General features: G+C 64.3%; 23 protein-coding genes. 13 read left to right on the top strand and 10 right to left on the bottom strand.

Translation table 11 applies throughout. The annotated features are described in order from the left end of the window. Nucleotides 1-23 precede the first annotated feature (23 nt). Nucleotides 24-674: a MotA/TolQ/ExbB proton channel family protein gene (locus ACJ8HA_RS14680; RefSeq protein ID WP_089196478.1), complete on the top strand. Its 651-nt coding sequence runs from the start codon at nucleotides 24-26 to the stop codon at nucleotides 672-674. Then, nucleotides 667-1,917, top strand: coding sequence for a phospholipase D-like domain-containing protein (locus ACJ8HA_RS14675; RefSeq protein WP_089196479.1), 1,251 nt, complete (start codon nucleotides 667-669; stop codon nucleotides 1,915-1,917). The genes ACJ8HA_RS14680 and ACJ8HA_RS14675 overlap by 8 nt, the downstream gene beginning before the upstream one ends. A gap of 34 nt (nucleotides 1,918-1,951) precedes the next feature. Here the strand turns inward: ACJ8HA_RS14675 and ACJ8HA_RS14670 are convergent, their stop codons facing one another. The 4 genes from ACJ8HA_RS14670 to ACJ8HA_RS14655 all read right to left on the bottom strand — a co-directional run bounded on the left by ACJ8HA_RS14670 (nucleotide 1,952) and on the right by ACJ8HA_RS14655 (nucleotide 7,426). After that, nucleotides 1,952-3,061, bottom strand: coding sequence for a DmpA family aminopeptidase (locus ACJ8HA_RS14670; RefSeq protein WP_089196480.1), 1,110 nt, complete (start codon nucleotides 3,059-3,061; stop codon nucleotides 1,952-1,954). Between the two features lie 2 nt (nucleotides 3,062-3,063). Continuing rightward, a complete protein-coding gene (locus ACJ8HA_RS14665; protein WP_025305170.1) occupies nucleotides 3,064-4,440 on the bottom strand; it encodes an APC family permease in 1,377 nt (458 codons plus the stop codon). Nucleotides 4,441-4,566: 126 nt separating this feature from the next. Then, nucleotides 4,567-6,075 carry a CoA-acylating methylmalonate-semialdehyde dehydrogenase gene (locus ACJ8HA_RS14660; RefSeq protein WP_099816605.1) on the bottom strand — a complete coding sequence of 503 codons (1,509 nt, stop codon included), beginning with the start codon at nucleotides 6,073-6,075 and terminating at the stop codon, nucleotides 4,567-4,569. 10 nt (nucleotides 6,076-6,085) lie between these two features. Then, complete coding sequence (locus ACJ8HA_RS14655; RefSeq protein ID WP_025305172.1) at nucleotides 6,086-7,426, bottom strand: aspartate aminotransferase family protein; 1,341 nt, start codon at nucleotides 7,424-7,426, stop codon at nucleotides 6,086-6,088. Nucleotides 7,427-7,561: 135 nt separating this feature from the next. On the opposite strand from ACJ8HA_RS14655, the gene ACJ8HA_RS14650 reads away from it, so the two are divergent. Further along, entirely contained in the window at nucleotides 7,562-8,491 is a 930-nt protein-coding gene (locus ACJ8HA_RS14650; RefSeq protein ID WP_049204598.1) for a LysR family transcriptional regulator, read from the top strand. 135 nt (nucleotides 8,492-8,626) lie between these two features. On the opposite strand, the gene ACJ8HA_RS14645 is transcribed toward ACJ8HA_RS14650, so the two are convergent. Further along, the gene (locus tag ACJ8HA_RS14645) at nucleotides 8,627-9,754 is read right to left on the bottom strand and encodes an iron-containing alcohol dehydrogenase (protein WP_043136185.1); all 1,128 of its coding nucleotides are present in this window, start codon (nucleotides 9,752-9,754) and stop codon (nucleotides 8,627-8,629) included. A 229-nt stretch (nucleotides 9,755-9,983) separates the two neighbouring features. On the opposite strand from ACJ8HA_RS14645, the gene ACJ8HA_RS14640 reads away from it, so the two are divergent. From ACJ8HA_RS14640 to ACJ8HA_RS14630, 3 genes are all read left to right on the top strand, one after another. After that, a complete protein-coding gene (locus ACJ8HA_RS14640; RefSeq protein WP_164068589.1) occupies nucleotides 9,984-10,742 on the top strand; it encodes a helix-turn-helix transcriptional regulator in 759 nt (252 codons plus the stop codon). Between the two features lie 101 nt (nucleotides 10,743-10,843). Then, complete coding sequence (locus ACJ8HA_RS14635) at nucleotides 10,844-12,145, top strand: NAD(P)/FAD-dependent oxidoreductase (RefSeq protein WP_164068586.1); 1,302 nt, start codon at nucleotides 10,844-10,846, stop codon at nucleotides 12,143-12,145. Nucleotides 12,146-12,163: 18 nt separating this feature from the next. Next, nucleotides 12,164-12,529, top strand: coding sequence for a cupin domain-containing protein (locus ACJ8HA_RS14630; protein WP_015376517.1), 366 nt, complete (start codon nucleotides 12,164-12,166; stop codon nucleotides 12,527-12,529). Between the two features lie 46 nt (nucleotides 12,530-12,575). Here ACJ8HA_RS14630 and ACJ8HA_RS14625 read toward each other — a convergent pair whose 3' ends face one another. From ACJ8HA_RS14625 to ACJ8HA_RS14610, 4 genes are all read right to left on the bottom strand, one after another. Next, on the bottom strand, nucleotides 12,576-13,382 hold the full coding sequence (locus ACJ8HA_RS14625; protein ID WP_164068584.1) for an alpha/beta hydrolase: 807 nt from the start codon (nucleotides 13,380-13,382) through the stop codon (nucleotides 12,576-12,578). Between the two features lie 94 nt (nucleotides 13,383-13,476). Beyond that, the gene (locus tag ACJ8HA_RS14620) at nucleotides 13,477-14,589 is read right to left on the bottom strand and encodes a class II histone deacetylase (protein WP_260515898.1); all 1,113 of its coding nucleotides are present in this window, start codon (nucleotides 14,587-14,589) and stop codon (nucleotides 13,477-13,479) included. Then, nucleotides 14,586-15,773, bottom strand: coding sequence for an MFS transporter (locus ACJ8HA_RS14615; RefSeq protein WP_043136167.1), 1,188 nt, complete (start codon nucleotides 15,771-15,773; stop codon nucleotides 14,586-14,588). Before ACJ8HA_RS14615 ends, ACJ8HA_RS14620 begins: the two co-directional genes overlap by 4 nt. A gap of 139 nt (nucleotides 15,774-15,912) precedes the next feature. Then, nucleotides 15,913-16,560 carry a response regulator transcription factor gene (locus tag ACJ8HA_RS14610; RefSeq protein WP_049204607.1) on the bottom strand — a complete coding sequence of 216 codons (648 nt, stop codon included), beginning with the start codon at nucleotides 16,558-16,560 and terminating at the stop codon, nucleotides 15,913-15,915. Between the two features lie 482 nt (nucleotides 16,561-17,042). On the opposite strand from ACJ8HA_RS14610, the gene ACJ8HA_RS14605 reads away from it, so the two are divergent. From ACJ8HA_RS14605 to ACJ8HA_RS14575, 7 genes are all read left to right on the top strand, one after another. Beyond that, the gene (locus tag ACJ8HA_RS14605) at nucleotides 17,043-18,755 is read left to right on the top strand and encodes an arylsulfatase (RefSeq protein WP_049204609.1); all 1,713 of its coding nucleotides are present in this window, start codon (nucleotides 17,043-17,045) and stop codon (nucleotides 18,753-18,755) included. After that, nucleotides 18,752-19,936 (top strand): anaerobic sulfatase maturase, encoded by a 1,185-nt coding sequence (locus tag ACJ8HA_RS14600; RefSeq protein WP_089181645.1) that lies wholly within the window; start codon nucleotides 18,752-18,754, stop codon nucleotides 19,934-19,936. Before ACJ8HA_RS14605 ends, ACJ8HA_RS14600 begins: the two co-directional genes overlap by 4 nt. A 129-nt stretch (nucleotides 19,937-20,065) precedes the next feature. Further along, nucleotides 20,066-21,559, top strand: a complete 1,494-nt coding sequence (locus ACJ8HA_RS14595) for an APC family permease (RefSeq protein ID WP_049204613.1) — start codon at nucleotides 20,066-20,068, stop codon at nucleotides 21,557-21,559. Continuing rightward, the gene (locus ACJ8HA_RS14590; protein WP_149569892.1) at nucleotides 21,534-22,124 is read left to right on the top strand and encodes a DUF3156 family protein; all 591 of its coding nucleotides are present in this window, start codon (nucleotides 21,534-21,536) and stop codon (nucleotides 22,122-22,124) included. The genes ACJ8HA_RS14595 and ACJ8HA_RS14590 overlap by 26 nt, the downstream gene beginning before the upstream one ends. Beyond that, nucleotides 22,117-22,899, top strand: a complete 783-nt coding sequence (locus ACJ8HA_RS14585; protein ID WP_442515386.1) for an SDR family NAD(P)-dependent oxidoreductase — start codon at nucleotides 22,117-22,119, stop codon at nucleotides 22,897-22,899. The genes ACJ8HA_RS14590 and ACJ8HA_RS14585 overlap by 8 nt, the downstream gene beginning before the upstream one ends. An 11-nt stretch (nucleotides 22,900-22,910) precedes the next feature. Beyond that, complete coding sequence (locus ACJ8HA_RS14580; protein ID WP_442515385.1) at nucleotides 22,911-23,708, top strand: MoaF C-terminal domain-containing protein; 798 nt, start codon at nucleotides 22,911-22,913, stop codon at nucleotides 23,706-23,708. Between the two features lie 4 nt (nucleotides 23,709-23,712). Beyond that, nucleotides 23,713-24,504: an SDR family oxidoreductase gene (locus ACJ8HA_RS14575; RefSeq protein WP_197770873.1), complete on the top strand. Its 792-nt coding sequence runs from the start codon at nucleotides 23,713-23,715 to the stop codon at nucleotides 24,502-24,504. A gap of 56 nt (nucleotides 24,505-24,560) precedes the next feature. On the opposite strand, the gene hpaR is transcribed toward ACJ8HA_RS14575, so the two are convergent. Beyond that, nucleotides 24,561-25,013 carry a homoprotocatechuate degradation operon regulator HpaR gene (hpaR, locus tag ACJ8HA_RS14570; RefSeq protein ID WP_049204618.1) on the bottom strand — a complete coding sequence of 151 codons (453 nt, stop codon included), beginning with the start codon at nucleotides 25,011-25,013 and terminating at the stop codon, nucleotides 24,561-24,563.

Here is a 25,013-nt window from a genome sequence, read left to right as displayed (position 1 = left end):
GCGGCGGGGAAGAGGAGCCCTGTATGGACGCCAATCTGTTGCACGACATTATTTTCTACGTGATGTACGCCGCGCTGGCGATCGCGCTGGTGATCATCATCGAACGCACGCTGTACTTCGCCTATACCCAACGCCAGGCGCGCCGGCTGGAGCAGGCGCTGACGCCGGACGTACGCCGCGCCGCCGATCTGCCGGACGAGCTGACCCAGCGCAACAGCCTGCCGATGGCGGTGATCGCGCCGGTATTGGCGCAGAAGCACCGCGCCGGCGACCGCGAGGCGATCGGCGATCTGATCGACGCCCAGTACCTGCTGAGCAAGCCGCCGATGGCGCGCGGCCTGTGGCTGCTGGAAACCGTGGTCACCGCCGCGCCGCTGCTGGGGTTGCTCGGCACGGTGATGGGGATCATCGAAACCTTCAAGGCGCTGGCCGCCTCGGGGGTGTCCGAGCCGAGCCTGGTGTCGGCCGGGATGGGCACCGCGCTGTACGCCACTGGCCTCGGCATCGCCATCGCGCTGCTGTGCCTGGTGGCCAACAACTTCCTGCAGAGCCGCATGGAGCGCATCAACGAGCTGCTGAAGGTGCTGCTGATCCGCGCCGGTCAGCCGACCAGCCGCCCGGAGAACGGCAGCGGCGAACAATGGGTTGACAGCGGAGCGCCGCGCTATGCCTAATGGCCATCCAGTACGGCGGCCGCTCGGCCGCCTTTATGCGGCATTGTGGAGCGGTTGTTTGTTGATGTTGAGCCAGAGCGCTGCGGCGCGTTTTGCGATTCCCGGCTATGAGCTGGTGTACACCGCGCCGGTGGAAACCGCGCTGCAGGCCGACGACCTGCGCAACACCGCCGAGGTGTGGCGCGAGATGTTCGACGCGGCGAAAACCCGCATCGACCTGGGGCAGTTTTACGTGGCGAATCAGGACGGTTCGCTGCTGGACGGCGTGCTGCAGCACCTGAAGGCGGCCGGTGAGCGCGGGGTGAAAATCCGCTTTTTGGTGGAAGAGAAGGGCATTCGCATTTCTACCGCCGAAACGCTGGAACAGCTGAAGACGATCCCCAATCTGGAGCTGCGCATCATTCCTTACCAGAAGCTGAGCGGCGGCATCCTGCACGCCAAATATCTGCTGGTGGACGGCGAGCAGGCGTTTGTCGGCAGCCAGAATTTCGACTGGCGCGCGTTGGAGCATATTCACGAAACCGGGCTGCGCATCAGCGATGCTAAAGTGGTGGGGCAGATCCAGGCGATCTTCGAACAGGACTGGCGGGCGCAGGCGCTGTTGGCGCAGGATAAGCCGGTGCCGGCGTTGCCCGATTCGCCGCCGACGGCGCAGCCGCAGGGCAACTATCTGGTGGCCAGCCCGCGCGCCTACAACCCGGCGGGGGTGATTGACTCGCAGGCCGAGCTGCCGCGCTTGCTGGCCGGCGCCAAACGGCGGGTGCGGGTGCAGGTGATGGACTACGCGCCGCTGTCGTTTGGCCCGGAGCGCAGTCGCCCCTTCTACGCGGTCATCGACAACGCGCTGCGCAGCGCGGCGGCGCGCGGCGTGCAGATCGAGCTGATGGTGGCCAACTGGAACACCAAAAAGCCGGATATCGCCTGGCTGAAGAGCCTGGCGCTGGTGCCGAACGTGCAGGTCAAGGTGGTGACCATTCCGCCGGCCAGCAGCGGCTTCATTCCGTTTGCCCGCGTGATCCACAGCAAGCTGATGACCATCGACGACGAGATTGCCTGGGTGGGCACCAGCAACTGGACCGGCGGCTATCTGGACAACTCGCGCAATCTGGAGCTGGTGATGCACAGCGCGGCGATGAGCGGGCGGTTGGACCAGCTGTACCAACAGCTGTGGAACAGCGTCTACGCCGAACCGTTGCGGCTGGATTACGACTACCCGACGCCCAAACCGGGCGGCGAATCCTGACGGTCAGGGCGCGTTAACCCGCGCCCCGCGTTGTTTATCGCCGCCAGCCGGCCTTCTCCAGCGCCGTCACCAGCTGTTCGGCGCTTAACCCTTCCGCCCGGTGGCCGTTACCGCTAACGGTATTGGCCGCCAGCAGTGCATTGACGATCGCTTCTTCCACCGCTTCCGCCGCCGCGGCGAACAGCGCCGAAATGTAGTCGTTGTTCACCATGCGCAGCGGCGTGGTAAAAGCGCCTTTATTGGCGTAGTCGGCGGGCGGCAGGCCGTCGTTGCCGGTGGCGAAGGCGATAAAGATATCGCCGCTCGAATCCTCGGTGCCGCCGCCGGTGCGGGCGATGCCGATGCTGGCGCGCTGCGCCAGCCGCGCGCACTGGTGCGGCAGCAGCGGCGCGTCGGTCGCCAGCGCCACCACGATGGAGCCCATGCCGGGATGCGGCAACTGCGGCGTGAACGGCGAGGGGATATGCCCCAGATGCCGGCCCACCGGGTAACCGCCGACCAGCAGCGACTCGCGCTTGCCGTGGTTGGCCTGTACGATGGCGCCCACCGTCCAGCCGCCTTGATCGGCAGGCAAGCGGCGCGAGGCGGTGCCGCTGCCGCCTTTGAATTCATGGCAGATCATGCCGCTGCCGCCGCCGACCGCGCCTTCCTGCGGCAAGCCGCCCTGGGCCGCCTGCTGCGCCTCGCGCACGTGCTCGGCCTTGACGTGAAAGCCGTTGATGTCGTTGAGCAGGCCATCGAAGGTTTCCATCACCACCGGCATATTCCAATACACAGCGTTGTCGCCCGCGGGCAGCGCTTCACGCTCCAGCGCGATCAGCGCATCGCGCACCACGCCCACGCTGTGGGTGTTGGTGAAGGCGATCGGGCTGGTCAGCAGGCCCGCTTCGCGCACCCATTCCAGGCCGGTGGCGTCGCCGTTGCCGTTCAGCACGTGCACGCCGGCGAAGCAGGGCGCGTGGCGGGCGGAGCCGGGGCGCGGTTCGATCACCGTCACGCCGGTGCGCACGCTGCGCCCGTCCGCCAAGTCGGCATGAAGGCTGGCATGGCCGACGCGCACGCCGGGCACGTCGGTGATGGCGTTCAGCGGGCCGGGCGTGCCCTGGCCGATGATGATGCCCAGATCCTGAGCGCGCTGCGTCATGGTTATTCTCCTTCTATTGAGGGGGCGGCGAGGGGCGCCGTCTGGCGGCCGCGCAGATGGTTCAGCGCCAACCCGAAGCCGATGATGCCGGCAATGATAATAAAGTCTTTCAGGCTGCTGGCGATCAAAATCGTCCACAGCACGTACAGGCAGCACAGCAGCGCCACCACCACCGGCAGCGGCCACAGCGGCATCAGGTACGGGTGGTGGAAGTGGCGGCGACGGCGACTGATCAGCGCCGCCACCGCCATAATGATGTACACCAGCAGCAGCAGGATCACGGTGAACGAGGTCAGCGATTCGAGATCGGAGCAAAACGCCAGCAGCGCCGACGGCACGCCGAACAGCAGGGTGGCGATCCAGGGGGTGCCGAAGCGCGGATGGATGATTTTCAGCGCCCGGTTGAACGCCGGCAGCCAGAAGCCGTCACGTCCGCTGGCGAACATCATGCGGCTGAACTGCGCCACGATGGCGATGATGGCGTTGAATACCGACAGATAGATTGCGCCGCTCACCACCCGCGCCAGCGTCGGGCCGCCGAGTTGGGTGACCACGTAGCCGACCGGATCGGCCTGTTTGGCCATCTCCGTCAGCGACGGCGAGCCGATCAGCAGGGCGGTGAACGGCACCAGTTCCACCAGCACCACGATGACCAGCGTCAGCATGATCGCGATCGCCATCGGCCTGCCCTGTTCGCGCATGTCTTCCGCCATGTACACCGCCGCGCCGTAGCCGTTGTAGGAGAACAGCGCGACCCCGACCATGGCGACGATCAGCGGCAGCGATACCGGCGCCAGGCTGCCCTGCGCGTCCAGCATCACCGGCGCGGTGAGGATCTCCGTACTCTGATGCGGGTGGCTGAAGCCGAGCCAGGCGATCAGCGCCAGCACCGCCACTTCCACCACCAGGAAGGCGCCGGTCAGCAGGGCGTTGGCTTTGATGTTGAAAATGGCGCAGATACCGCCGACCAGCACGGTGAGCATGCCGGCGGTCGAGGCGTCGAATTGGGTGCCCAGCGCGGTGTTCAGGTAAGGCACTGCGCCGGTGGCCAGCACCGCCGGCACGAACAGCGAGGCGCTGAGGATAAACAGGTAGGTCTGCAACCCGCACAGGGTGCCGAACAGGCGCTTGATGATGCTGTATTCGCCGCCGGCGCTGGGGTGTGCGGCGCCGAGCTCGGCATAGCACAACGCGATGGCGGCGGCGACGCAGGCGGCGATCAGAAACGACAGAAAGGCGCCGCTGCCGGCGTTGGCGATCGCCAGCGGCGCGATAACGAAGATCGAACTGGCCGGCGTCACGCCGGACGCGGTGATCATCACCACGTCGAGGACGCTGAGATTGCCTTTGAAGGTGTGTTCAGGGGCGGACTCTTTCATGGGATAACGACTCCATTAACGTGTGAGTGAGTTATTGTTTTGCTGCACAGGCTGTACGCAGGAATCAAATGGAGCGCGCTAAATGCCGGGGAGCGTTGCTCCCCGGAAGTTTATTGTTCTTATGTGTTACCCCTGCCCCGACGGGAAGCTGAAGCTGGCGCGGCGGGCATCGCCGGAGGCCGGCCAGCGCTGGGTCACGGTCTTGCGTTTGGTGTAGAACCTGACGGCGTCCGGGCCGTAGGCGTGCAGATCGCCAAACAGCGAGCGCTTCCAGCCGCCGAACGAGTGGTAGGCCACCGGCACCGGCAGCGCCACGTTGATCCCCACCATGCCGACCTGAATGCGGCTGGAAAAGTAGCGCGCCGCTTCGCCGTCGCGGGTGAACAGGCAGGTGCCGTTGCCGTATTCGTGGGCGTCGATCATGGCCATCGCCTCCGGCAGCGAGGCCGCGCGCACCACGCCGAGCACCGGGCCGAAGATCTCTTCCTGATAGATGCGCATGCCGGGCGTCACGCGATCGAACAGCGTCGGGCCGAGGAAATACCCCTGGCTGGGGCGGCCGTCGGCGCCGATCACGCTCAGTTCGCGGCCGTCCACCAGCAGCTCGGCGCCTTCGGCCACGCCCTGATCGATATAGCCTTTTACCTTCTGATAATGCTGTTGGGTCACCAGCGGCCCCATGTCGTTGCGGTTGTCGCTGCCGGGGCCGACGCGCATGGCGGCCATCTGTTGCCGCAGCCCGGCGATCAGCGCGTCGGCGGTGCCGTCGCCCACCGCCACCACCAGCGGGATGGCCATACAACGCTGGCCGCAAGAGCCGAACGCCGCGCCCATCAGCGCGCCGACCGCGCCGGGGATATCGGCGTCCGGCAGCACCACCGCGTGGTTTTTGGCGCCGCCCAGCGCCTGCACCCGTTTGTTCTGGCCGCAGCCGGTGTGATAGATGTGCTCCGCCACCGGCGTCGAACCGACGAAGCTGATCGCTTTGACGCGCCCGTCATGCAGCAGCGTCTCCACCGCTTCACGATCGCCGTTGACCACGTTGAGCACCCCCGGTGGCAGCCCGGCTTCCGCCGCCAGCCGGGCGATATACAGCGCGGCGGAAGGCACTCGCTCGGAAGGTTTCAGCACGAAGGTGTTGCCGCAGGCGACCGCCATTGGCCACATCCACAGCGGCACCATCGCCGGGAAGTTGAACGGGGTGATGCCCGCCACCACCCCCAGCGGCTGAAACTCGCTCCAGCTGTCGATGCCCGGGCCTGCCTCTTTGCTGTGTTCACCCTTCAGCAGTTCCGGCACATAGCTGGCGTATTCGATATTCTCAATGCCGCGCTGCAGTTCGCCCAGGGCGTCGCTGAGCACCTTGCCGTGCTCGGCGGTGATTAACTGGCAGATGGCGTCGGCGTGTTGCTCCAGCAGATCCTTGAGCTTCATCATGATGCGCGCGCGCTTCAGCGGAGGGGTATCGCGCCAGGCGGGATAAGCCTGTTCGGCGGCGGCGATGGCGCGCTCCACCGTGGCGCGGTCGGCCAACTGCACCTCCTGCGCCGATTGGCCGGTGGCCGGGTCGTAAACCGGCTGGCTGCGTTCGCCGCCGGCGGCGGGCTCGCCGTTGATCCAATGGGTGATGGTCATGGTTCTCTCCTTATTCGGTGGCGTTGAGGGCGTCGCCCACGGCGTTGATCAGCGCATCGATCTGCGCTTCGCTGCTGATGAACGGCGGTGCCAGCTGCAGGGTGTCGCCGCCGTAGCGCACGTAAAATCCGCTTTCCCAGCAGCGCATCGCCGCCTCGAAGGGGCGCCGCGCCGGCTCGCCGGGCCGCGCCGCCAGCGTGATGCCGGCCGCCAGGCCGATATTGCGAATGTCGGCGACGTGTTTGGCCCCCTGCAGGCTGTGCACCGCGCGCTCGAAGTAGGGCGCCAGCGCCTGTACGCGCTCCACCATCTGTTCGCGCTGCAGGATGTCCAGCGTCGCCAGCGCGACCGCGCAGCTGACCGGATGGGCGGAGTAGGTGTAGCCGTGCGGGAATTCGAGCTGGTAGTCCGGCTCGCCGCCGTTCATGAAGGTGTGGTAAATCTCCGGCCGTACCACCACCGCGCCCATCGGCTGCGCGCCGTTGGTCACCTGTTTGGCGATGTTCATGATGTCCGGCGTGACGCCGAACGCCTCGGCGCCGGTCATCGCGCCGCAGCGGCCGAAGGCGGTGATCACTTCGTCGAAGATCAGCAGGATGTCATGCTGGGTACAGATTTCGCGCAGGCGCTGCAAGTAGCCGACCGGCGGCACGATCACCCCGGCGGAGCCGGAGAACGGTTCGACGATCACCGCGGCGATCGTCGAGGCGTCGCGCAGCGCGATGATGCGGTTGAGCTCTTCCGCCAGCTCCGCCCCCTGTTGCGGCATGCCGCGCGAAAAGGCGTTGCCGGCCAGCAGGGTGTGCGGCAGATGGTCCGCCTCGGCGCCGGCGCCGAACGTCTTGCGGTTGCCGGCGATGCCGCCGACCGAGATGCCGCCGAAGTTAACGCCGTGATAGCCCTTTTCCCGGCCGATAAAGCAGGTTTTGCCCGCCTGGCCTTTGGCGCGCCAGTAAGCGCGCGCCATTTTCAGCGAGGTGTCCGCCGCTTCCGATCCGGAGCCGGTGAAGAACACGTAATCCAGCCCCGCCGGCGTCAGTGCCTTGATCTTGTTGGCCAGCTCGAACGACAGCGGGTGGCCGAACTGAAACGCCGGCGAGTAATCCAGCGTCGCCAGCTGGCGCTGGGCGGCGTCGGTGATTTCCTGCCGGCCGTGCCCCAATCCGCAGCACCACAATCCGGACAGGCCGTCGAAAATCTTTCTGCCGTCGTGGCTGGTGTAATACGCCCCTGCGGCCTGAGTAATGATGCGCGGCTGCGCTTTAAAATTACGGTTGCCGGTAAAAGGCATCCAATGGGCCTCTAACCCTTCGGCATCGAGACGATTAAGCGAATAATTTTCAGCGGCCATGTTTTCCTCCGGGCAGGAAAATAAGTGCGATTAATTAAATAAAATGAGTTGTTAACGAATTGTTGTGCGAAATTGACTATGTACCGCTTGTTCTCTACTGTGAATAATCATATGTCGAAACTTACTTAAGGTTTTATGCAAGTAAAAAAGCGCGCGCTGTTAGGGCAATTGTCGGATATGGATCTGCGTTTGCTGCGGGTATTCAAGGCCGTGGTCGACTGCGGCGGCATGAGCGCCGCCGAACTGGAGCTGAATATCAGCCTGTCGACCATCAGCAAGCACATCAAGGATCTGGAGCAGCGGCTGGGCCTGACGCTGTGCCAGCGCGGGCGCGAGGGTTTTGCGGTTACCGACGAGGGGCTGTTGATCTATCAGGAAACGGTCAACCTGCTGGCGGCCACCGAGGCGTTCCGGCGCGGGGTGGACGAGGTGCACCAGCGCATGGGCGGGCAGCTGCACGTGGCGATATTCGACCATACGGTCAGCAATCCGCAGGCGCAGATCGGCCGGGCCATCGCGTTATTCAGCGAGCGCGCGCCGGAGGTTTCTTTGCAAATGTACGTGGAGCCGATTAATACCATTGAACGCGGCGTCATTGACGGGCAATTTCAGGTTGGCGTTATTCCCATGCACCGCAGCGCGGAAAGTTTATCTTATCATCCGTTATTCAGTGAGAGGATGTTCTTATATTGCGGCGCGCAGCATGAATTATTTTCCGGCCCCCATGAAACATTAAATTGGGATCTGCTGCACAATTATGCCTTCGCCGGATTAGGCTATCATTCGCCGAATATGGAACTGAGCCTGCAGCAACATTTGCATCGCAAGGCGACGGGGTTTGCGCAGGAGTCGATCGCCACGCTGATCCTGTCCGGCAAATACGTCGGCTTTTTGCCTGATCACTACGCGGCGTTTTTCGTGGCGCAGAATATGATGCGGGCGATCAAACCGGCGCTGTTCCGCTATCACTGCGAATACTCCAGCGTGCTGCGCCGCTCGCCGGTGCCGCAGCGGGTGGTGAAGCTGTTCCATGAGTGCCTGCTGGCGGCCCACGGAACAGCGTGACGCTTACTGCTCTTTCTTCTTGCCGAAGATCCTGATCAGCGCGCCGACCAGGATGCCGACCGCGATGCCGGCGAAGATCCAGCCGATGATGCCCATTTTCTTAACTCCTGCTAGTGCGTTGATCTGATTATATAATCATTCGACGCGAAACGCCTCTTCGATCATCCGTTGCCGCTGCGCCGGCGCATAGTCGATCCAGGAATTCTTGCTGTTGGATTTCTCCAGCGCCACCGCCAATTCCTGGCCGGAAATCGGCAAATCGTCCTGCCAGAACGGCGCAATGGCGTGGCGGGTGATGAAATCGGTCAGGTAGCTCTCCGGGCTGCCCTGCCAGTGTGGGTACAGGCGCGCGGCCAGCTCGGCCATCAGCGCGCGTTGCTGCGGCTGTTCGCTGGTTTCCAGCAGGGCGAGGAACGGCAGCAGCAGGCGGCCACAGACTTGGCCGTGGTGGTAGTCGCGCAGCGCGCCGATCTCGCCGGCGATGCCGTGAATGACCCCCAGCCCGGCGGCGCTCAGCGTCAGCCCGCCGAGGTAGGAAGCCTGCATGATCGCCTCGCGCGCCGCATCGCTGCGGTTGAGCGCCGGCCAGGCGGCGAGGAAGTGGCGTATGCCGTTCAGCGACATGTCGCGCGTCATGGCGCCGGCGGTTTTCGACAGATAGGCCTCGAACAGGTGGGTGAAGGCGTCGATAGCGCAGTAGGCCAACACTTTGTCCGGCGCGCCCGCCAGCAGCTGCGGATCGAGAATGGCGGTGTGCGGCACGAAGTTATTGTGGCGCAGCGAGGCCTTCACTTTGCTGACCTGGGTATCGGTGATCACCGCGTTCTGCGTCACCTCGCTGCCGGTGCCGGCGGTGGTGGGAATGGCGATCAGCGGCAGGGTGGCGCCGCTGATTTTGCTGTCGCCGACTTTTTCCATATAGCGCAGCGTCGGCAGCGGATGCTCCACCAGCGCGGAGAACGCCTTGGCGGCGTCCAGGACGCTGCCGCCGCCGATGGCCACCACGCGCCGCGCCTGGCCGCGCCAGCGCGCCACCCAGGCGTCTATTTCCTGCGGCGACGCCTCGTGGCTGACGATCTCAGTGCCGATAAGCAGCGGCGTCAGCGATTCGCGCAGGCCGGCGTACACCGGGCCGTTGAGAAAAGATCGGCAGCTGAACAGCAGCGTCGGCTGCGGATCGGCAAGCAGCAGCGGCGGCAGTTGCTGGATGCTGCCGTGGCCGAACCAGGTCTGGCGGTTGGCGATGATGTGGCTGACGGACATGAGGTCTCCTTGACGACGTTGCAGAGCGCGATGCCACAGCATAAGCCAGCGGGCGCGGAGCGGCCACCGCTTTCCCCGCCGCGGCAACCTGTGAGTTGTTTAACATGTAAACGATCGCGCTCTTGCATTTCGGCGTTTTGGGTGCTTTTTTTAACAGTACCGGCCGTCGTGCGGCCAACCCCATCCGAAATCGGTAGATTGTTAATGTGTTAATAATGGCGAGGCGGGTATGGAAATTCAGGTTGAACGCTTGTCTGCGGTGATCGATGCGGTGGCTAGCCCGCGTTTTTATCCCAGCCTGTTGAATTGGCTGGAGGGATTTTTCGCCTTCGACAACGCCATCGTCTATGCCTTCGAACGCGGCCGGCCGCCGCGCTGCCTGATCAAAACCGAGCGGGAAAACAGCGATGCGGTCAATCAGATCTACCAACAGGGCGCCTACCTGCAGGATCCGTTTTACCGCGCGCTGAGCGACGGCGGCGAAGGCGAGGTGCTCACGCTGCGCCAGCTGGCACCCTGCGGGTTTTATCACAGCGATTATTACCGTAATTTTTATCGCAAGACCGGCTGGCACGACGAGGCCGGCGTGCTGCTGCAGCTGACGCCGGAGCGCGGGCTGGGGGTATTCTTCGGCTCGGTGCGCCGCACGGTGGCGGTACGCTATCCGCAGCGGGCGGATCTGCGCAGTGCGCTGACGCTGGTGAAAAGCGTGGCGCGGCTGCACGGCGAAGTGGTGGCGGCACCGGCCGAGGCCGCGACGGTGAACGATGACGGCGCCCAGGCGCGCTATCTGCTGACGCCGCGCGAGCGCGAGATCGTCGATCTGATCCTCGCCGGCTGCGTTTCGCAGCAGATTGCCGACCGGCTGTTCATCAGCCTCGGCACGGTAAAAAATCACCGCAAGAACATCTACGGCAAGCTGAACATCGGCTCTCAGGCCGAGTTGTTTAGCCTGCTGCTGACCGCCCCGCAGCGGCGCAGCGCGTGAATGTTAATTTTTTGTAGCGAATGTCCCTAAGGGGACATAGCGAACGATCCCACTGCTCCCGATAATCCGATGTCATGGCATAGGCAATCGGGAGTGCGGCAGTGAACAACGAAATCGAGTCCTTAACCTACTACGCGGCGACCAAAAAATACGATCTGCGCTTCCCGACGCTGGAAGAGGATCTGGACGTCGACGTGGTGATCATCGGCGGCGGCTTCTCCGGCATCAACACCGCGCTGGAGCTGGCGGAGAAGGGCATCACCAACATCGCCATTCTCGAAGGCCGCTATCTGGGTTACGGCGGCACCGGGCGCAACGGCGGCCAGGTGATGGCCGGCATCGGCCACGATCTGGAGAAGATCAAGCGCCACGTTGGCCCGGCCGGGCTGGAAACCATCTTCAAAATCAGTAACCTCGGCGCCGGCATTATCCGCGAGCGCATCAAGAAATATGACATCGACGCCGACTTCTGCTTCGGCTACGGCTATCTCGGCAGCAACGCGCGCCAGGAGAAGACCCTGCGCGGCTGGCTGAAGGAGTTCAAGGCGGTAGCGCCGCAGGAGGAAATTGAGCTCTACACCGGGGCGGAGGTCAAGCAGGTGGTGGGCTCAGACGCCTACACCTGCGCGCTGAAGCACATGGGCGGCGGCCACGTGCATTCGCTCAACCTGCTGCTGGGCGAGGCCAAGGCGCTGAGCGGCTACGGGGTGAAAATCTTTGAGAACAGTAGCGTGCTCAACGTGGAGTATGGCCCGCGCATTACGGTGCACACCGCCATGGGCTCGGTGCGCGCCAACAAGATGCTGTGGGCCTGCAACGGCTTTCTCAACGGCATGGAGCCGCAGATCTACCGCAAGACCATCAATACCTACGCCTTCCAGCTGGCCACCGAGCCGCTGTCTGACGATCTGATCCGCCAGATCAGCCCGATCCGCGGCGCCTACAGCGACATCCGCCCGGTGATCGACTATTACCGGGTGACCAACGAGAACCGGCTGCTGTTCGGCAGCGCCACCCGCCTGATCGAATATTTCCCGTCGGATCTCAAGGCCTGGAACCGCAACCTGATGCTGAAGGTGTTCCCGTACCTGAAAGACGTGAAGATCGATCTGGCCTGGGGCGGTCCGCTGTGCTGCAGCGCCAACTTGTTCCCGCAGATCGGCACGCTGCCGGATCGCGACAACGTGTTTTACGTGCAGGGCTACTCCGGCTTCGGCGTGACGCCGAGCCACATCGTGTGCAAGGTGCTGGCGGAGGGCATGAGCGAAGGATCCGATCGGTACGATCTGATGAGCTCGATCCCGCACGTCAACATCTTCGGCAAGGACAAGCTGCGGCGGGTGATGACCACCGCCGGTAAGGTTTGGCACCAGACATCCGGCTACTGGAAAGGCCGCCGTTAACCCTCAGAGGAGAATCACATGAAACCGTTACTGCTTAAACAACCGCTGCCAGAACTGCTGGAGATCGGAAGCGTCAGCAACCTGGGCGCCACGGTGATCGCCGGTACGCCAAACGTCGGCGTGGCCAGCATCTTCGGCGAACCGACCGACAACCTGAACTGCGGCGTGTTCAGCTGCACCCGCGGCAGCTTCGTGATGGAGTATCCGTTCGCCGAGCACGCCACGGTGTGGGAAGGCAGTGCGACCCTGACCAACGAACGCACCGGCGAATCGGTGCAGTATCAGGCCGGCGATTCCTGGTTCGTCGAGAAAGGCACCCCGGTGCGCTGGGACATCACCTCGGATCGCTTCGTCAAACACTACCTCGCCATCGTCGAAGGCTGACGCCGTCATGCCCCCCTCAGCAGGCTGAATGCCGAGGGGGAGCGCCTTAGCCTAACGTCCGCGTAATAAAATCAGTCACCCGCTTGAGGATCTGATCCTTATTGGTTTCGTTAAAGCTCTCGTGCCGCCCGCCCGCATTGATCATCCGTTCGAAATCGTCGCCGCGCAGACGATCGAGCGCGGTTTGCGTTTCGCTCATCAGCACCAGCCGATCGTCGTCGCCATGGATCCACAGCGTGGGCAGCGCGCCGAAGCCCGGCCCGGCGTTGATGGCGGCGAGGATCCGCTGCATGGCGCGCAGGGTGGGACGCTTGAACGGCCCGTGCCACACCAGCGGATCTTCCTGATACGCCGCGCCAACCGCCGGATCGCGCGCCAGGGTCGCGGTATCCAGCGGCGCGTCGGGGATCGTCGGCAGTTCAGCCAGATCGGAAATCGCCGTTCTGTCGCCGAGCAGCGGGCCGGACAGCACCAGCGCGCGTACCTCCTCGCCATGGCGCTGCACGTAGCGGGTGGCGATCATGCCGCCCATCGAGTGGCCGATCACCACCAGCGGCAAGGTGGGGTATTGCTGCCGGAAATGGCTGACCACGCGCTGCACGTCGTCGACCACGGCGTCATAATCTTCGATCAGCACGCGCTCGCCCTGCGACAGGCCGTGGCCGAGATGGTCGGGGCCGAACACCCGCGCGCCCTGCGCCTGCAGCGTGCGCGCCACGTATTGATAGCGGCCGAGGTGCTCGCCGTAGCCGTGCACCAGCAGCGCCAGATAGCGCGGCTTGTCGTTTCCCCAGTCGTGCACGGCGATGTCGCCGTGACGGCCTTTGATAAAGCTGACGGTTTGTTCGGACATGTTATTGTTCTCATGGTGGTAGGGTTGCCTTTCAGCGTAGCGGCTGGCGGCGAGGTTGTCAGGGGCGCCGGGTGCGGCGCCCGCAGAGAGGGGATTACAGGCCGAACTGACGCGCCAGCTCGTCGAGCGCTTCGCGCTGGAAGCGGTTGAAGGCGTCGCGCGGCTGCTGCTGTTGGATGAACGTCAGCAGCGGATCCTGCACTTCAGTGCGCACGCCGCTTAGCTGTTCCATCACCGCCAGCCCGCAGAACGGCACGTAGGATTCGGCGTAGCCGCCTTCATGCACCATCACCAGTTTGCCGCCGCACAGGCGGTCGGCGGCCTCCTGCACCAGCGCGGTCATGGCGCGGAAGCTGTCGCTGTGCAGCTGCATGCGCGCCAGCGGATCGAGGGCGTTGGCGTCGTAACCGCAGGCGACGATGATCAGCTCCGGCTCGAATTTTTCCAGTACCGGGATGATGATGCGCCGCATGGCGTGCAGGTAGCCGTCGTCGCCGGCGCCGGCCAGCATCGGCACGTTAACGTTGCAGCCCGCCCCGTCGCCTTCGCCGCGATCCTGCTCGCCGGAATAGCCCGCCGGGAAGCAGCCGTCCTGATGCAGCGACAGCGTCAGCACGTCGCCGCGCTGCCAATAGATGTGCTGGGTGCCGTTGCCGTGGTGCACGTCCCAGTCGAGCACCGCGACTTTGCCGAGGCCGTAGCGGGCCTTGGCGCGCTCGATGGCGATGGGAATATTGGCCAGGAAGCAGAAGCCCATCGATTGATCCGGCAGGCAGTGGTGGCCCGGCGGGCGCGACAGCGCATAGGCATTATCCAGCTCGCCCTGCAGCACCGCCTCCACCGCCGCGCAGGCCAGCCCGGCGGAGAGTTTGGCGATTTCATAGCTGCCCGGCCCCAGCGGCGCTTCCTCCCCCAGCAGGCCGCCGCCGCTGTCGCTCACCTGTTTGAAGCGCTGCAGGTAGTGGGAGGGGTGGATGCGCAGCAGGTCTTCTTCCGTCGCCGGTTCGGCGCTCAGCAGGGTGAGCTGGCGCGACAGGCCGGATACGTCCATCAGGTTCTTCATACGCCGTTTGGTTTCCGGCGATTCGGCATGGCCGGCGCCCGAGGGCGGTTGCACCCAGCCGCCGACCGGCAGGGTGGTGGCGTGCAGGCCGGTGCTGTGCCAGAAACAGCGTTCATCAAACAAGAAACCGGTTGTTCTTTTCACCTTTCTCCTCCTGTTATACGGCGCGGTGCGCGCGGTGAAGCCAGCGAAATCAACAGCAGCGACAGCAGCGCGCAGCCCAGCGCGCCGAACAGCAAGGCGTTGAAACCGCCGGAAGATTCGATCAGAGAGCCGGCCAACGTCGGGCCGATGGCCATGCCGCCGCCGATCACCAGGTTGATGCCGTTCATCAGCTTGCCGTCGTTATCCAGCCCGGCGACCCGCGCCAGAATGAACGGCAGCACGAAGGTCCAGGTGAATTTGAACAGCAGGGCGGCCAGGGCGAAGCGCAGGAGCAGGGGCTGGCCCGTCAGCAGCGCCACGCTGGCCAGCAGCAGGGCGTACCCCAGCACGATCAGGCGTCCGCCGCCGAAGCGCGCGCCGATCAGCGCCGCGGCCCCCGCGCCGACGATGCCGAGCAAGGTGGCGACGGCCAGCACCTGGCCGCTGTGGGCCGGCGACAGCCCGGCGCCGGCGGCGATGCCGCCGATAAAGGTCCAGACCGCGCTCAGGCTGATGTAAAAGGTCAGCACCGCCAGCACGGCGCACAGCTTGCGCGCCAGCGAGGCGGCGGGGCCGCTGCGGGCGGTGCGGGCGGCGGTGAAACCGTTGGGGAACGCCGGGATGAGCGGCAGGCAGCACAGCATGATGGCGGCCAAAATCAGGTAGACCGCCATCAGGCCGAAGTGCGCAAACAGCGGTGGCAGCACCAGCAGCCCGACCGCGCCCAGCACCAGCTGGCCGAGCACCCAGAAGGCATAGACGCGGCTGGGATTGGCGGTGCCGGCAGCGCAGGTGATGCACAGGATCATCAGGGTGCCGCCCGCCAGCGAGGCGATAAAGCGCAGCGGTAGCAGCAAGGTAAAATCTTGTACCAGCGCCGAAGCCAGGTTGCCGGCGATAAACACCAGCGCCGACAGCGTAGCGACCCGCCGCCAGTTGATGCGCCCGATCCACCACCACGCCGGCAGCGTGGCCAGGCTCATGGCGCCGAGTTCGGTGGAGAACAGGTGGCCGATCTGCGCCGGGCCGAGCTGCCACTGAGTAGCGAGCTGGGCGGCCACGGCGGGGGCGGTCATCAGAATGCCCGGCGCGATGGCGGCGAAGACGATAATGGCGGTCAACAGCCGCGGCGGGCAGGGGAGCGCCGCGCCGACGGCGGGCGCGGAAACCGAATCACTGGACATAAACCTTTTCCCCAAGCGTTGAGTGACGATGAAATATCCCTCCCGGCCCGATTGCGGGCAGGGGGAGGCCGCGCCATAAATGGCGAATACGTTTTGGCGTTATTTTCCGGCCGTCGGCAGCGGCGGCCGTTATCGGGCGTTAACCGTGGGCGAGAAAGCCGCCGGCGACCAGTTCGGTGCGGTTCACCACGTCGGTTTTGGCGAAAATATTGCGCATATGGGTTTTCACCGTGGACAGCGAAATGCCCAGCTTCAGGGCGATGCGCTTATTGCTGGCGCCTTCGCGAACCAGGTTGACGATCTCTTGCTCTTTGGCGGTCAACAGCTGCGCCTCGCCGTCGGGCAGCAGATCGCGCGTCGCTAGCTCGATCAGCGGCAGCACCGCGCGCAGGCGGCCGCGCTCCACTTCGGTAAACGGCGTATCGCGGATCAGCGATACCCCGGCGACGATGCGCTTGCGTTGGCGGATGAAGATCTCCGTCATGTCGCGCATGTCGTTCGGCAACATAAAGTCGTGGTAATAGCGGCGGTTGCCGGCGATCGCCGCCGGGCTCATGCCGACCATGGTGATGTCCTGGCGATGGAAATTGGCCGGCTGCAGCGGATCTATCTGCTGGAAGTGGTTCAGGTACTGCTGGTGCGTTTTATCGGGCATGCCGTGCAGGATGTAGTGATCCGGCCGCAGGTCGCGATCGACCAGATAAAACACCCCGGCGGACACCGGGATCAGGTGCGTAATGGTCGCCAAACAACTGTTGATAAAGGCATCGGATGCGGTGCTGTGCATGATTCGTGTTCCTCCCTTTATCGTTCAATCTGGAGAATGTTGGCGGTCAATATATGAACGATACAAGCATAGTTGTAGCAATTTGGCAACACAATAAAAACATATTAACAACGTGAGGCCGATTGCAATAAAACACATAAATAACAAGATGACACTGCGTTAATCAGGGCTTTTCAGAGCGGATTTTCCGCGATTTTCATTAATAGGTTAATGAAATAATTCGCCGCTTTTCCCGCTGAATTTACAGCGCTTTTCACTGCTTGCCTGGGCGAGGCTCTCGCCGCTCTGCGCGTGCTACAACCGGCGCGACCGTCGCCGTCCCTCGTTCTTAAGAACGATAGCCAGGCTTTTCCACCGCTTCCTACACTGCGAATTGAAGATAGCGCCAGGCGGCGCCAAACGTATAAGACGAAAAAATGATGACCTTTCTCGGGCTGAGGCGTCGGGTTGTTCAGTCCGCATGACCATACGGGGAACGAACGATGCAGAAAAAAACGTTGGCGGTGGCGTTGAGCGGCGCCTTATCGGGCCTGGCACAGGGGGCGGACGCCGATCGCCCCAATGTGCTGATCATTCTGGTGGACGATATGGGCTACTCCGACATCAGCCCGTTCGGCGGCGAGATACCGACCCCCAACCTGCAGGCGCTGGCCGAGCGGGGCGTGCGCATGAGCCAGTACTACACCTCGCCGATGTCGGCGCCGGCGCGGTCGATGTTGATGACCGGCAACACCAACCAGCAGGCCGGCATGGGCGGCATGTGGTGGTATGAGAGCACCGCGGCGCAGCCGGGCTATGAAATGCGGCTGACCGACCGCGTGACCACATTGCCGGAGCGCTTTCGCGACGCGGGGTACGCCACCATGATGGCGGGCAAATGGCACCTGGGCTATGTCGACGGCGCCAAACCGACCGATCGCGGCTTCGAGCGCGCCTTCGCCTTCATGGGCGGCGGCACCAGCCATTTCGACGATGCGAAACCGCTGGGCACCGTGGAGGCGTTCCACACCTTCTACACCCTGAACGGCAAACGCGTGTCGTTGCCCAAAGATTTCTACTCCAGCAAGGCCTATGCCGATCAGCTGGAACAGTGGATCCGCGATACACCGCAGAATCAGCCCGTCTTCGCCTATCTGGCGTTCACCGCGCCGCACGATCCATTGCAGGCGCCGGATGACTGGATCGCTAAATTCGACGGCAAATACGACGCCGGCTATCAGCAGGCCTATCAGCAGCGCATTCAGCGCCTGAAGGCGCTGGGGTTGATTTCCGATCGCACGCCGATGCCGACGCTGGCGTTGGATAAGGCCTGGAACGCGCTGACGCCCGAGCAGCAAAAATATGAAGCCAAGACCATGCAGGTATACGCGGCGATGATTGCCTATATGGACGATCAGGTCGGCGCGGTGCTGAACACCCTGAAGCAGACCGGCCGTGACCAAAATACGGTGATCGTGTTCGCCACCGACAACGGCGCTAACCCGGCCAGCGGCTTCTACTACGGCTCGAAGCCGGAGTATTGGCGGCAGTTCGACAACAGTTACGCCAACCTCGGCCGCAAGGGATCGTTCATCTCTTACGGGCCGCACTGGGCCAACGTCAGCAATGCGCCGTACGCCAACTACCACAAAACCACCAGCGCACAGGGCGGCATCAATACCGATTTCATCATCTCCGCGCCGCGGCTGAAGGGGCGCGGCGGCATCGACCGCACGCCGATGGCGGTGTATGACATCGCCCCGACGTTGTATGACTATGCCGGCATCGACGCCAACAAACCGCTGAAGGCCAAACCGACGCTGCCGATGGTCGGCGTCAGCTTCAAGCGCTATTTCAGCGGCGAGGCCGACGGTGTGCCGCGCGCGACCTACGGCGTGGAGTTGCATAACCAGGCCGCCTATGTAGACGGCATCTGGAAGCTGCGGCGGTTGGTGAAGGCCGGGCCGACGGCGCAGATGGCACCGTGGGGGCTGTTCAACCTGCATGACGATCCGCTGGAAACGCGCGATCTGGCCGCCGCCAACCCGGAACGGGTCAAACGGCTGAGCGAAGCGTATCGCCGCTTTGCGCAGCAGAGCATGATTATTGAAGCCAAAGGCGCAGCGATCGACTATCTCGGCGTTGACGCCAGCACCGGTGACTACATCGGCCTGGATCCGCAGACCCACAAACCGTTGCCGCAGGCGGCACCATGAACCTGGCCCAACTGCGTGCGCAGCAGATCCCGGTGGAGAGCGAACCGCGCGCGGCGGCGCCTTTTCATTTGCTGGTGAAGCCGATCGGCGCCGGCTGCAACCTGGGTTGCCGCTACTGCTACTATCCGCAGCGCCAGGAAGAACGGACGCGCAAGATGGACGACGACCTGCTGGCGGAATTTATCCGCAGCTACATCGCCGCCCAGCCGCGTTACAGCCGCGAGATCAACTTCGTCTGGCAGGGCGGTGAGCCGCTGCTGGCGGGGATCGGTTTTTACAAGCGGGCGCTGGCGTTGCAGCGCCGCTATGCGCCGCCGGGCGTGCGGATCAGCAACAGCCTGCAGACCAACGGCACTCTGCTGAACGACGCCTGGTGCCGGCTGTTCCGGCAACATCACTTTATCCTCGGCGTCAGCCTGGACGGCGATCGCGAGGTGCAGGACGCCCATCGGCCGGACAAGCGCGGCGGCGCCAGCTATGACGCCGCGCTGCGCGGCATTGCGTTGTTGCAGCGCCATCAGATCGACTTCAACCTGCTGATGGTGGTGCACGAGGGCGTCGCGGATCGCGCCGAGGCGATCTACGATCATGCGGTGGCGATCGGGGCGCGTTATCTGCAGTTTCAGCCGCTGATGCTGGAAGGGGATGCGCCCACCGCCGGTTACGGACTGAGCGCCGCCAACTGGGGGCGCTTTATGCTGGCGGTATATCGCCGCTGGCGCAGCCGCGGGCATATCGGCCAGGTCTTCGTGATGAACATCGAACAGGTCTACGCGCAGTATTTCACCCACGTCAGCCCCAGCTGCGTGCACGCCGAACGCTGCGGCGGCAATCTGGTGATGGAGCCGGACGGGCGGCTTTACGCCTGCGATCATCTGATCAATGCGCAGCATCTGCTCGGCCATGCCGATCGCCACACGCCGCTCGCCACCCTGGCGGCAAGGGCGGCGGAGATGCCGTTCGGTAAAAACAAGAGCCTGCGCCGCGAGTGCCAACGCTGCAGCGTGAAAAGCGTCTGCCAGGGCGGCTGCCCGGCGCATGTGGGCGAAGATCGCTATAACCGGCTGTGTGCCGGTTATTACGCCTTCTTTTCCGCGCTGCTGGCGCCGCTGCGCGCCTACCCGCGCAGCCCGCAGGGGGCGATGCAATGGCGCGCCGCCGTGAGCGCCGCCGCAGGTTGAAACCGTCTCGTCCTTAAGGACGATAGTCAGCATTTTCCTTTCCTCTCTATAGTGAGATTACCGCCGCTGGCGGTGAAAAACCTGCAAGCACCTGCATGCATCAGGCCAAAACTATAAGAGGAAATAACCATGAACCTGTCGTCGCGGTTGCACGCCCACCTGGCTAGAGGCAAGGTCGGCTTTCCCACCACCCTGGCCAGTTCGGTCGGGGTGATCATGGCCAGCCCGGTGATCCTGACGGTCACCAGCGGCTTCGGCATCGGCGGCGACACCTTCGCGCTGGCGATGCTGATCGCCTTCATCATGATGCAGGCGCAGCTCACCACCTTCTCCGAAGCGGCGTCGCTGCTGCCGACCTCCGGTTCGGTTTACGACTACATCTCCTGCGGCATGGGGCGCTTTTTCGCCATCACCGGCGCGCTGTCGGCCTACCTGATCGTGCATATCTTCGCCGGCACCGCCGAGACCATTCTTTCCGGCATCATGGCGCTGGTGAACTTCGAGCACCTCAACACCCTGATGGAAAGCCACAATGCCTCCTGGATGGTCGGCGTCGGGCTGGTTGTCGTGTTCGGCCTGCTCAACGCGTTTGGCATCGAGGCCTTCGGCAAGGCGGAGATCGTGCTGACCTTCGCCATGTGGAGCACGCTGGTGATTTTCGGCATCGTCGGGCTGCTGTCGCCGCATGCGGTGCCGCTCGAGGGCTGGTTCGGCAGCACGCTGAGCCTGAACGATCCGTTCGCGGTGTTCAGCCTGATCGGCATGGCGATGTTCATGTTCGTCGGCTGTGAGCTGGTGACACCGATGGCGCCGGAGATCAAACGCTGCGATTGGGTGATCCCGCGCGCGATGGCGCTCGGGCTGTGCGGCGTGGCGGTGTGCATGGCGCTGTATGGCGCGGCGCTCAGCCACCAGGTGGAAAACGTGGTGATCGACGCCGCCAGCGGCACGCGCCTGCTGGAAACGCCGATGGCCATCCCGGCGTTCGCCGGCCAGGTGATGGGCCAGTTCGGCAAATACTGGCTGGGCGTCGGCCTGCTGTTGGCGGGCGCGGCGACCATCAACACGCTGATGGCGGCGGTGCCGCGCATTCTGTACGGCATGGCGCTGGACGGCGCGCTGCCGCGCATGTTCGCTTATCTGCACCCGCGCTTTAAAACGCCGGTGGTCGGCATTTTGGTGGCGGTCCTGATCCCCTGCGTACACGCCTTCGCCATTCAGGGCAACCTCGACAGGATCATTCCGCTGGTGCTGGCGGCGGTGTGCGCCTGGGGCGTGGCCTACCTGCTGGTGACCTGCTCGGTGGTGATCCTGCGCGTGCGCCGCCCCGACCTGCCGCGTGCCTATAAATCGCCGTGGTTCCCACTGCCGCAAATCGTTTCCAGCGTCGGCATCGTGCTGGCCATCGTCTACATCACGCCGCCGGGGATGAACCCGAGCGACATCTACATTCCCTTCGGCTGGATGATCGGCCTGACCGCCGCCTATGCGCTGTTCTGGACGCTGTGCGTGCAGAAAGTGAACCCGTTCAAGCCGGTGCCGGTCGAGCAGGTGCTGGAGAACGCATTTGCCAAGGGTGAAAACGAGGAGGCGCAGTTTGATCGGCTTACTTCCCTCACTTAATCGCGCCTGGCAGCGCGCGCCGTCGGGCTATCGGCCGGGCGCCGCGCTGGATCGTCTGGCGCGCAATCTGGAACCCTACGCGTGCGAACGCCTGGCGCCGGGCCTGCTGCGGCTGACGCTGCCGCAGGGGCCGCAGATCGAGATCGGCGAACAGGTGCAGGGGCTGTTTATGGCGCATATCGTCAGCCACCGTTTTCGGTTGCAGGGCGCATGCGCAGCGCAGCCTCCGCTGACGCTGGACGTGGTGACCGGCGGCTGGCTGCGGCGGCGCGGGGTGCGCTATCTGTTGCGCCAGCGCCATGCAGCCGCGCAGCGAGTGCTGGAAGGGCTGCAGCGCTACCCGCAGATCGGCGAGACGCTGGCGCAGCTGGATTTTCGCCGCGTGCGGCTGACGGTGAACGACGGGCGCTGGCAGGTGGATATCGAGCATTTCGCCGCGTCGGAGGTGGTCAGCCGTTTGCCGGCCGGCCGCCGCTATCTGCGGCTGGATGCCGAACAGCGGCGGCTGCTGTTGAGCAGCCTGCTGATGATCGGCCAACTGATGGAGAAGCTGAATCATGAATAGAGTGGTTGTGATTACCGGCGGCGGCACCGGCGTCGGCGCCGCCTGCGCCCGTCTGCTGGTGGCGCAGGGCGATCGGGTGTTCATCATCGGCCGCCGCCCGGAACCGCTGGCGGCGCTGGCGCAAGAGATCGGCGCGCAGGCGCTGGTGGGCGATGCCGCCAGCGGCGAGAGCTGGAACCACACGCTGCTGCCGGCGATTCTGCGCGACGCCGGGCGCATCGACTGCCTGATCGGCAGCGCCGGCGGCATGGGCTTCAAGCGCATCACCGAGATGACCGACGCGCAGTGGCAAGGGGCGATGGACAGCAACCTCAACAGCGCTTTCGCCAGTGCGCGCGCCTGCCTGCCGGAGCTGATTAAAAGCGGCGGCAACCTGCTGTTCGTGGCCTCGATCGCTTCGCTGGCCGCCGGGCCGGAGGTCTGCGGCTACGTTACCGCCAAACATGCGCTGATCGGGCTGATGCGCTCCATCGCCCGCGACTATGGCCCGCTGGGCGTGCGCGCCAACGCGGTGTGCCCGGGCTGGGTGACCACGCCGATGGCGGACGAAGAGATGCAACTGCTGATGGACGCCCATCAGATTTCGCTGGAGCAGGCCTACCAAATGGTCTGTCGCGACGTACCGCTGCGCCGGCCGGCCAGCGCCGAGGAGATCGCCCGCGTCTGCCGTTTCCTCTGTTCCAGCGAAGCTTCAATCATAACCGGCGCGGCGCTGGTGGCCGACGGCGGCTCCACCATCGTCGATGTGCCGACCCTGGCTTTCACTTCCCTGTAAGGAGCATTTCCATGAGTTCAGAAGCGGTATTCATTCAGGTTGGCGCGCTGGCGGAAGGCTTTGCGCCGCACAGCAATACGTTGGAACGCCAGCACGGCCTGGCGGGCACCACGCTGACGCTGCGCTTTAGCGACGGTGCGACGCAGCGCTTTCGGTTTACCGACGAGCAGACGCTGGAGTGGGGAGAGCGGCGCGGCGTCGCCTATCGCGCTACCAGCATTCGCCCTGGCGTGTTGTTCATCGATTTTCTCGATCCTACCCGCGCCAACGCCAGCATTACGCTGGTGTGTGACCGCAATCAGGGCAACTTCACTGCGGTGTACGGCCAACTGCCGGACGAAGCGCAGACGCGGCTCGATGCCTTCAGCCGAGTGGAGCAGGGGCTACCGCTGACCGCGGTCGAGGCCGAATTCCGCTTCGGCACGCTGGACGACGCCGACGCGGCACCGCCGGGCTTTACCGATGAGCTGATCGGCATGCGCAATATGTACACCTACAGCCCGACCGAGCGGTACGAGCACATCTACCTGAACGACAACTTCTACGCCTGGCAGTGTCTGGACGGGGTGGAGAAAGGGCTGGCGGACGTCGATCGCTGCCACTACGTGAAGGTGGCAGAGCAGCTTTATCTGTTCGTCTGGCGCGAGAAGATCATCCCGACGCTGGGCGTGGTGATGATCGATCTGCAGGGCATGCGCACCGACGGCAAGATCCTCGGCTATCAGGGCAGCGATTTCAGCGCGCTGAGCAACTTTGCGGTCGGCGCCCACGCTCAGGTGCTGAACACCACGCACCACCCGCGAGGATAGGCCGATGAGCGCAACCTATGCGGCCAATGCCTTCGCGGGGCAGGTGGTGCTGGTGACTGGCGGCGCTCAGGGCATTGGGCTGGCGATCGTCAGCGCCTTTGCCCGGCTGGGCGCCGAGGTGACGATCGCGGACGTGCAGCTGCCGCAGGCGCAGGCGGCGGCGCAAACGCTGCGGGACGAAGGGCTGAGCGTACAGGCGCTGGTCTGCGATCTGGCCGAGCCGGGGCAGATTGCCGAGTTGGTGGCGGCGGTGGGCGAGCGGCACCAACGGTTGGACGTGGTGATCCACAACGCCGCCTATTTTCCGCTGACGCCGTTCGCCGCCATCGACGCGGCCCTGTTGCAACGCACGCTGAGCGTCAATCTGATGGCGCCGTTCTTTCTGGCGCAGGCGGCGCTGCCGTGGATGCGCCACCGGGGCGGGGGCTGCATTCTGGTGACCTCGTCGGTGACCGGCCCGCGGGTAGTCTACCCGGGGCTGGCGCACTATGCCGCCTCCAAGGCCGGGGTGAACGGGTTTATTCGCGCGGCGGCGCTGGAGCTGGCGGCGGAGAACATTCGCGTCAACGGCGTGGAGCCGGGGATGATCCGCACGCCGGCGATGGCCAACCTGGGCGACGCGCAGGTGAATCAGGCGATCGCCGCCTCAGTGCCGCTCGGGCGGCTGGGGGAACCGGCAGACATCGCCGCGGCGATGGTGTTTCTCGCCTCGCCGGCGGCGGCCTACATCACCGGCCAGACGCTGGTGGTGGACGGCGGCGCGCTGTTGCCGGAAACGAATTCTCTGCTTACTTGACGCTGCAGCGTTGTTGGCTGCAACGCCAATTAATTTGAGCATTCCGGTTGGTTAAATCACTGCTTGGCGGGATGCGCGGCGACGTTGGCAGGCAGGCTGTCACCCAGGGTGATCAGCTCGTCCAGCAACGTCATCAGCTGGTCCATTTTCTGCCGCGAGAAAGCGGCTTCAATCTCGGCGTAGCCCTGTTCCACCTGGTGGCGCGCCACTTCATACAGATCCTGGCCCTGCTGGGTCAGCGACACGTACAGCTTGCGCTGATCGTTAACCGGCTTGAGGCGGAAGATCAGCTTATCACGCTCCATGCGCGACAGAATGCCGGTCAGGCTGGGGCGCAGGATGCAGGTTTCCGCCGCCAGTTCGTGGAATTCGATCGAACGGCTGTTGGCCAGCACGCGGATGATGCGCCACTGCTGCTCGGTCAGGTTGTGGCTTTTCAGGATCGGGCGAAAGAACCCCATGGCGGTTTCGCGCGCCTGCAGCAGGGCGATGGTTAACGATTCATGCAT

It is taken from the genome of Serratia sp. CY33802, assembly GCF_052169095.1.
Taxonomy (GTDB): Bacteria; Pseudomonadota; Gammaproteobacteria; order Enterobacterales; family Enterobacteriaceae; genus Serratia; species Serratia bockelmannii.
Note: the sequence above shows the minus strand (reverse complement) of the source record. Positions and strands in the feature narration are given on the sequence as shown.

Excerpts from the sequence above, each read along its gene's own strand:
- ACJ8HA_RS14680 (WP_089196478.1), top strand. The coding sequence starts at position 24 with ATGGACGCCAATCTGTTGCACGACATTATTTTCTACGTGATGTACGCC.
- ACJ8HA_RS14675 (WP_089196479.1), top strand. The coding sequence starts at position 667 with ATGCCTAATGGCCATCCAGTACGGCGGCCGCTCGGCCGCCTTTATGCG.
- ACJ8HA_RS14670 (WP_089196480.1), bottom strand. The coding sequence starts at position 3,061 with ATGACGCAGCGCGCTCAGGATCTGGGCATCATCATCGGCCAGGGCACG.
- ACJ8HA_RS14665 (WP_025305170.1), bottom strand. The coding sequence starts at position 4,440 with ATGAAAGAGTCCGCCCCTGAACACACCTTCAAAGGCAATCTCAGCGTC.
- ACJ8HA_RS14660 (WP_099816605.1), bottom strand. The coding sequence starts at position 6,075 with ATGACCATCACCCATTGGATCAACGGCGAGCCCGCCGCCGGCGGCGAA.
- ACJ8HA_RS14655 (WP_025305172.1), bottom strand. The coding sequence starts at position 7,426 with ATGGCCGCTGAAAATTATTCGCTTAATCGTCTCGATGCCGAAGGGTTA.
- ACJ8HA_RS14650 (WP_049204598.1), top strand. The coding sequence starts at position 7,562 with ATGCAAGTAAAAAAGCGCGCGCTGTTAGGGCAATTGTCGGATATGGAT.
- ACJ8HA_RS14645 (WP_043136185.1), bottom strand. The coding sequence starts at position 9,754 with ATGTCCGTCAGCCACATCATCGCCAACCGCCAGACCTGGTTCGGCCAC.
- ACJ8HA_RS14640 (WP_164068589.1), top strand. The coding sequence starts at position 9,984 with ATGGAAATTCAGGTTGAACGCTTGTCTGCGGTGATCGATGCGGTGGCT.
- ACJ8HA_RS14630 (WP_015376517.1), top strand. The coding sequence starts at position 12,164 with ATGAAACCGTTACTGCTTAAACAACCGCTGCCAGAACTGCTGGAGATC.
- ACJ8HA_RS14625 (WP_164068584.1), bottom strand. The coding sequence starts at position 13,382 with ATGTCCGAACAAACCGTCAGCTTTATCAAAGGCCGTCACGGCGACATC.
- ACJ8HA_RS14615 (WP_043136167.1), bottom strand. The coding sequence starts at position 15,773 with ATGTCCAGTGATTCGGTTTCCGCGCCCGCCGTCGGCGCGGCGCTCCCC.
- ACJ8HA_RS14610 (WP_049204607.1), bottom strand. The coding sequence starts at position 16,560 with ATGCACAGCACCGCATCCGATGCCTTTATCAACAGTTGTTTGGCGACC.
- ACJ8HA_RS14605 (WP_049204609.1), top strand. The coding sequence starts at position 17,043 with ATGCAGAAAAAAACGTTGGCGGTGGCGTTGAGCGGCGCCTTATCGGGC.
- ACJ8HA_RS14600 (WP_089181645.1), top strand. The coding sequence starts at position 18,752 with ATGAACCTGGCCCAACTGCGTGCGCAGCAGATCCCGGTGGAGAGCGAA.
- ACJ8HA_RS14595 (WP_049204613.1), top strand. The coding sequence starts at position 20,066 with ATGAACCTGTCGTCGCGGTTGCACGCCCACCTGGCTAGAGGCAAGGTC.
- ACJ8HA_RS14585 (WP_442515386.1), top strand. The coding sequence starts at position 22,117 with ATGAATAGAGTGGTTGTGATTACCGGCGGCGGCACCGGCGTCGGCGCC.
- ACJ8HA_RS14580 (WP_442515385.1), top strand. The coding sequence starts at position 22,911 with ATGAGTTCAGAAGCGGTATTCATTCAGGTTGGCGCGCTGGCGGAAGGC.
- ACJ8HA_RS14575 (WP_197770873.1), top strand. The coding sequence starts at position 23,713 with ATGAGCGCAACCTATGCGGCCAATGCCTTCGCGGGGCAGGTGGTGCTG.
- hpaR (WP_049204618.1), bottom strand. The coding sequence starts at position 25,013 with ATGCATGAATCGTTAACCATCGCCCTGCTGCAGGCGCGCGAAACCGCC.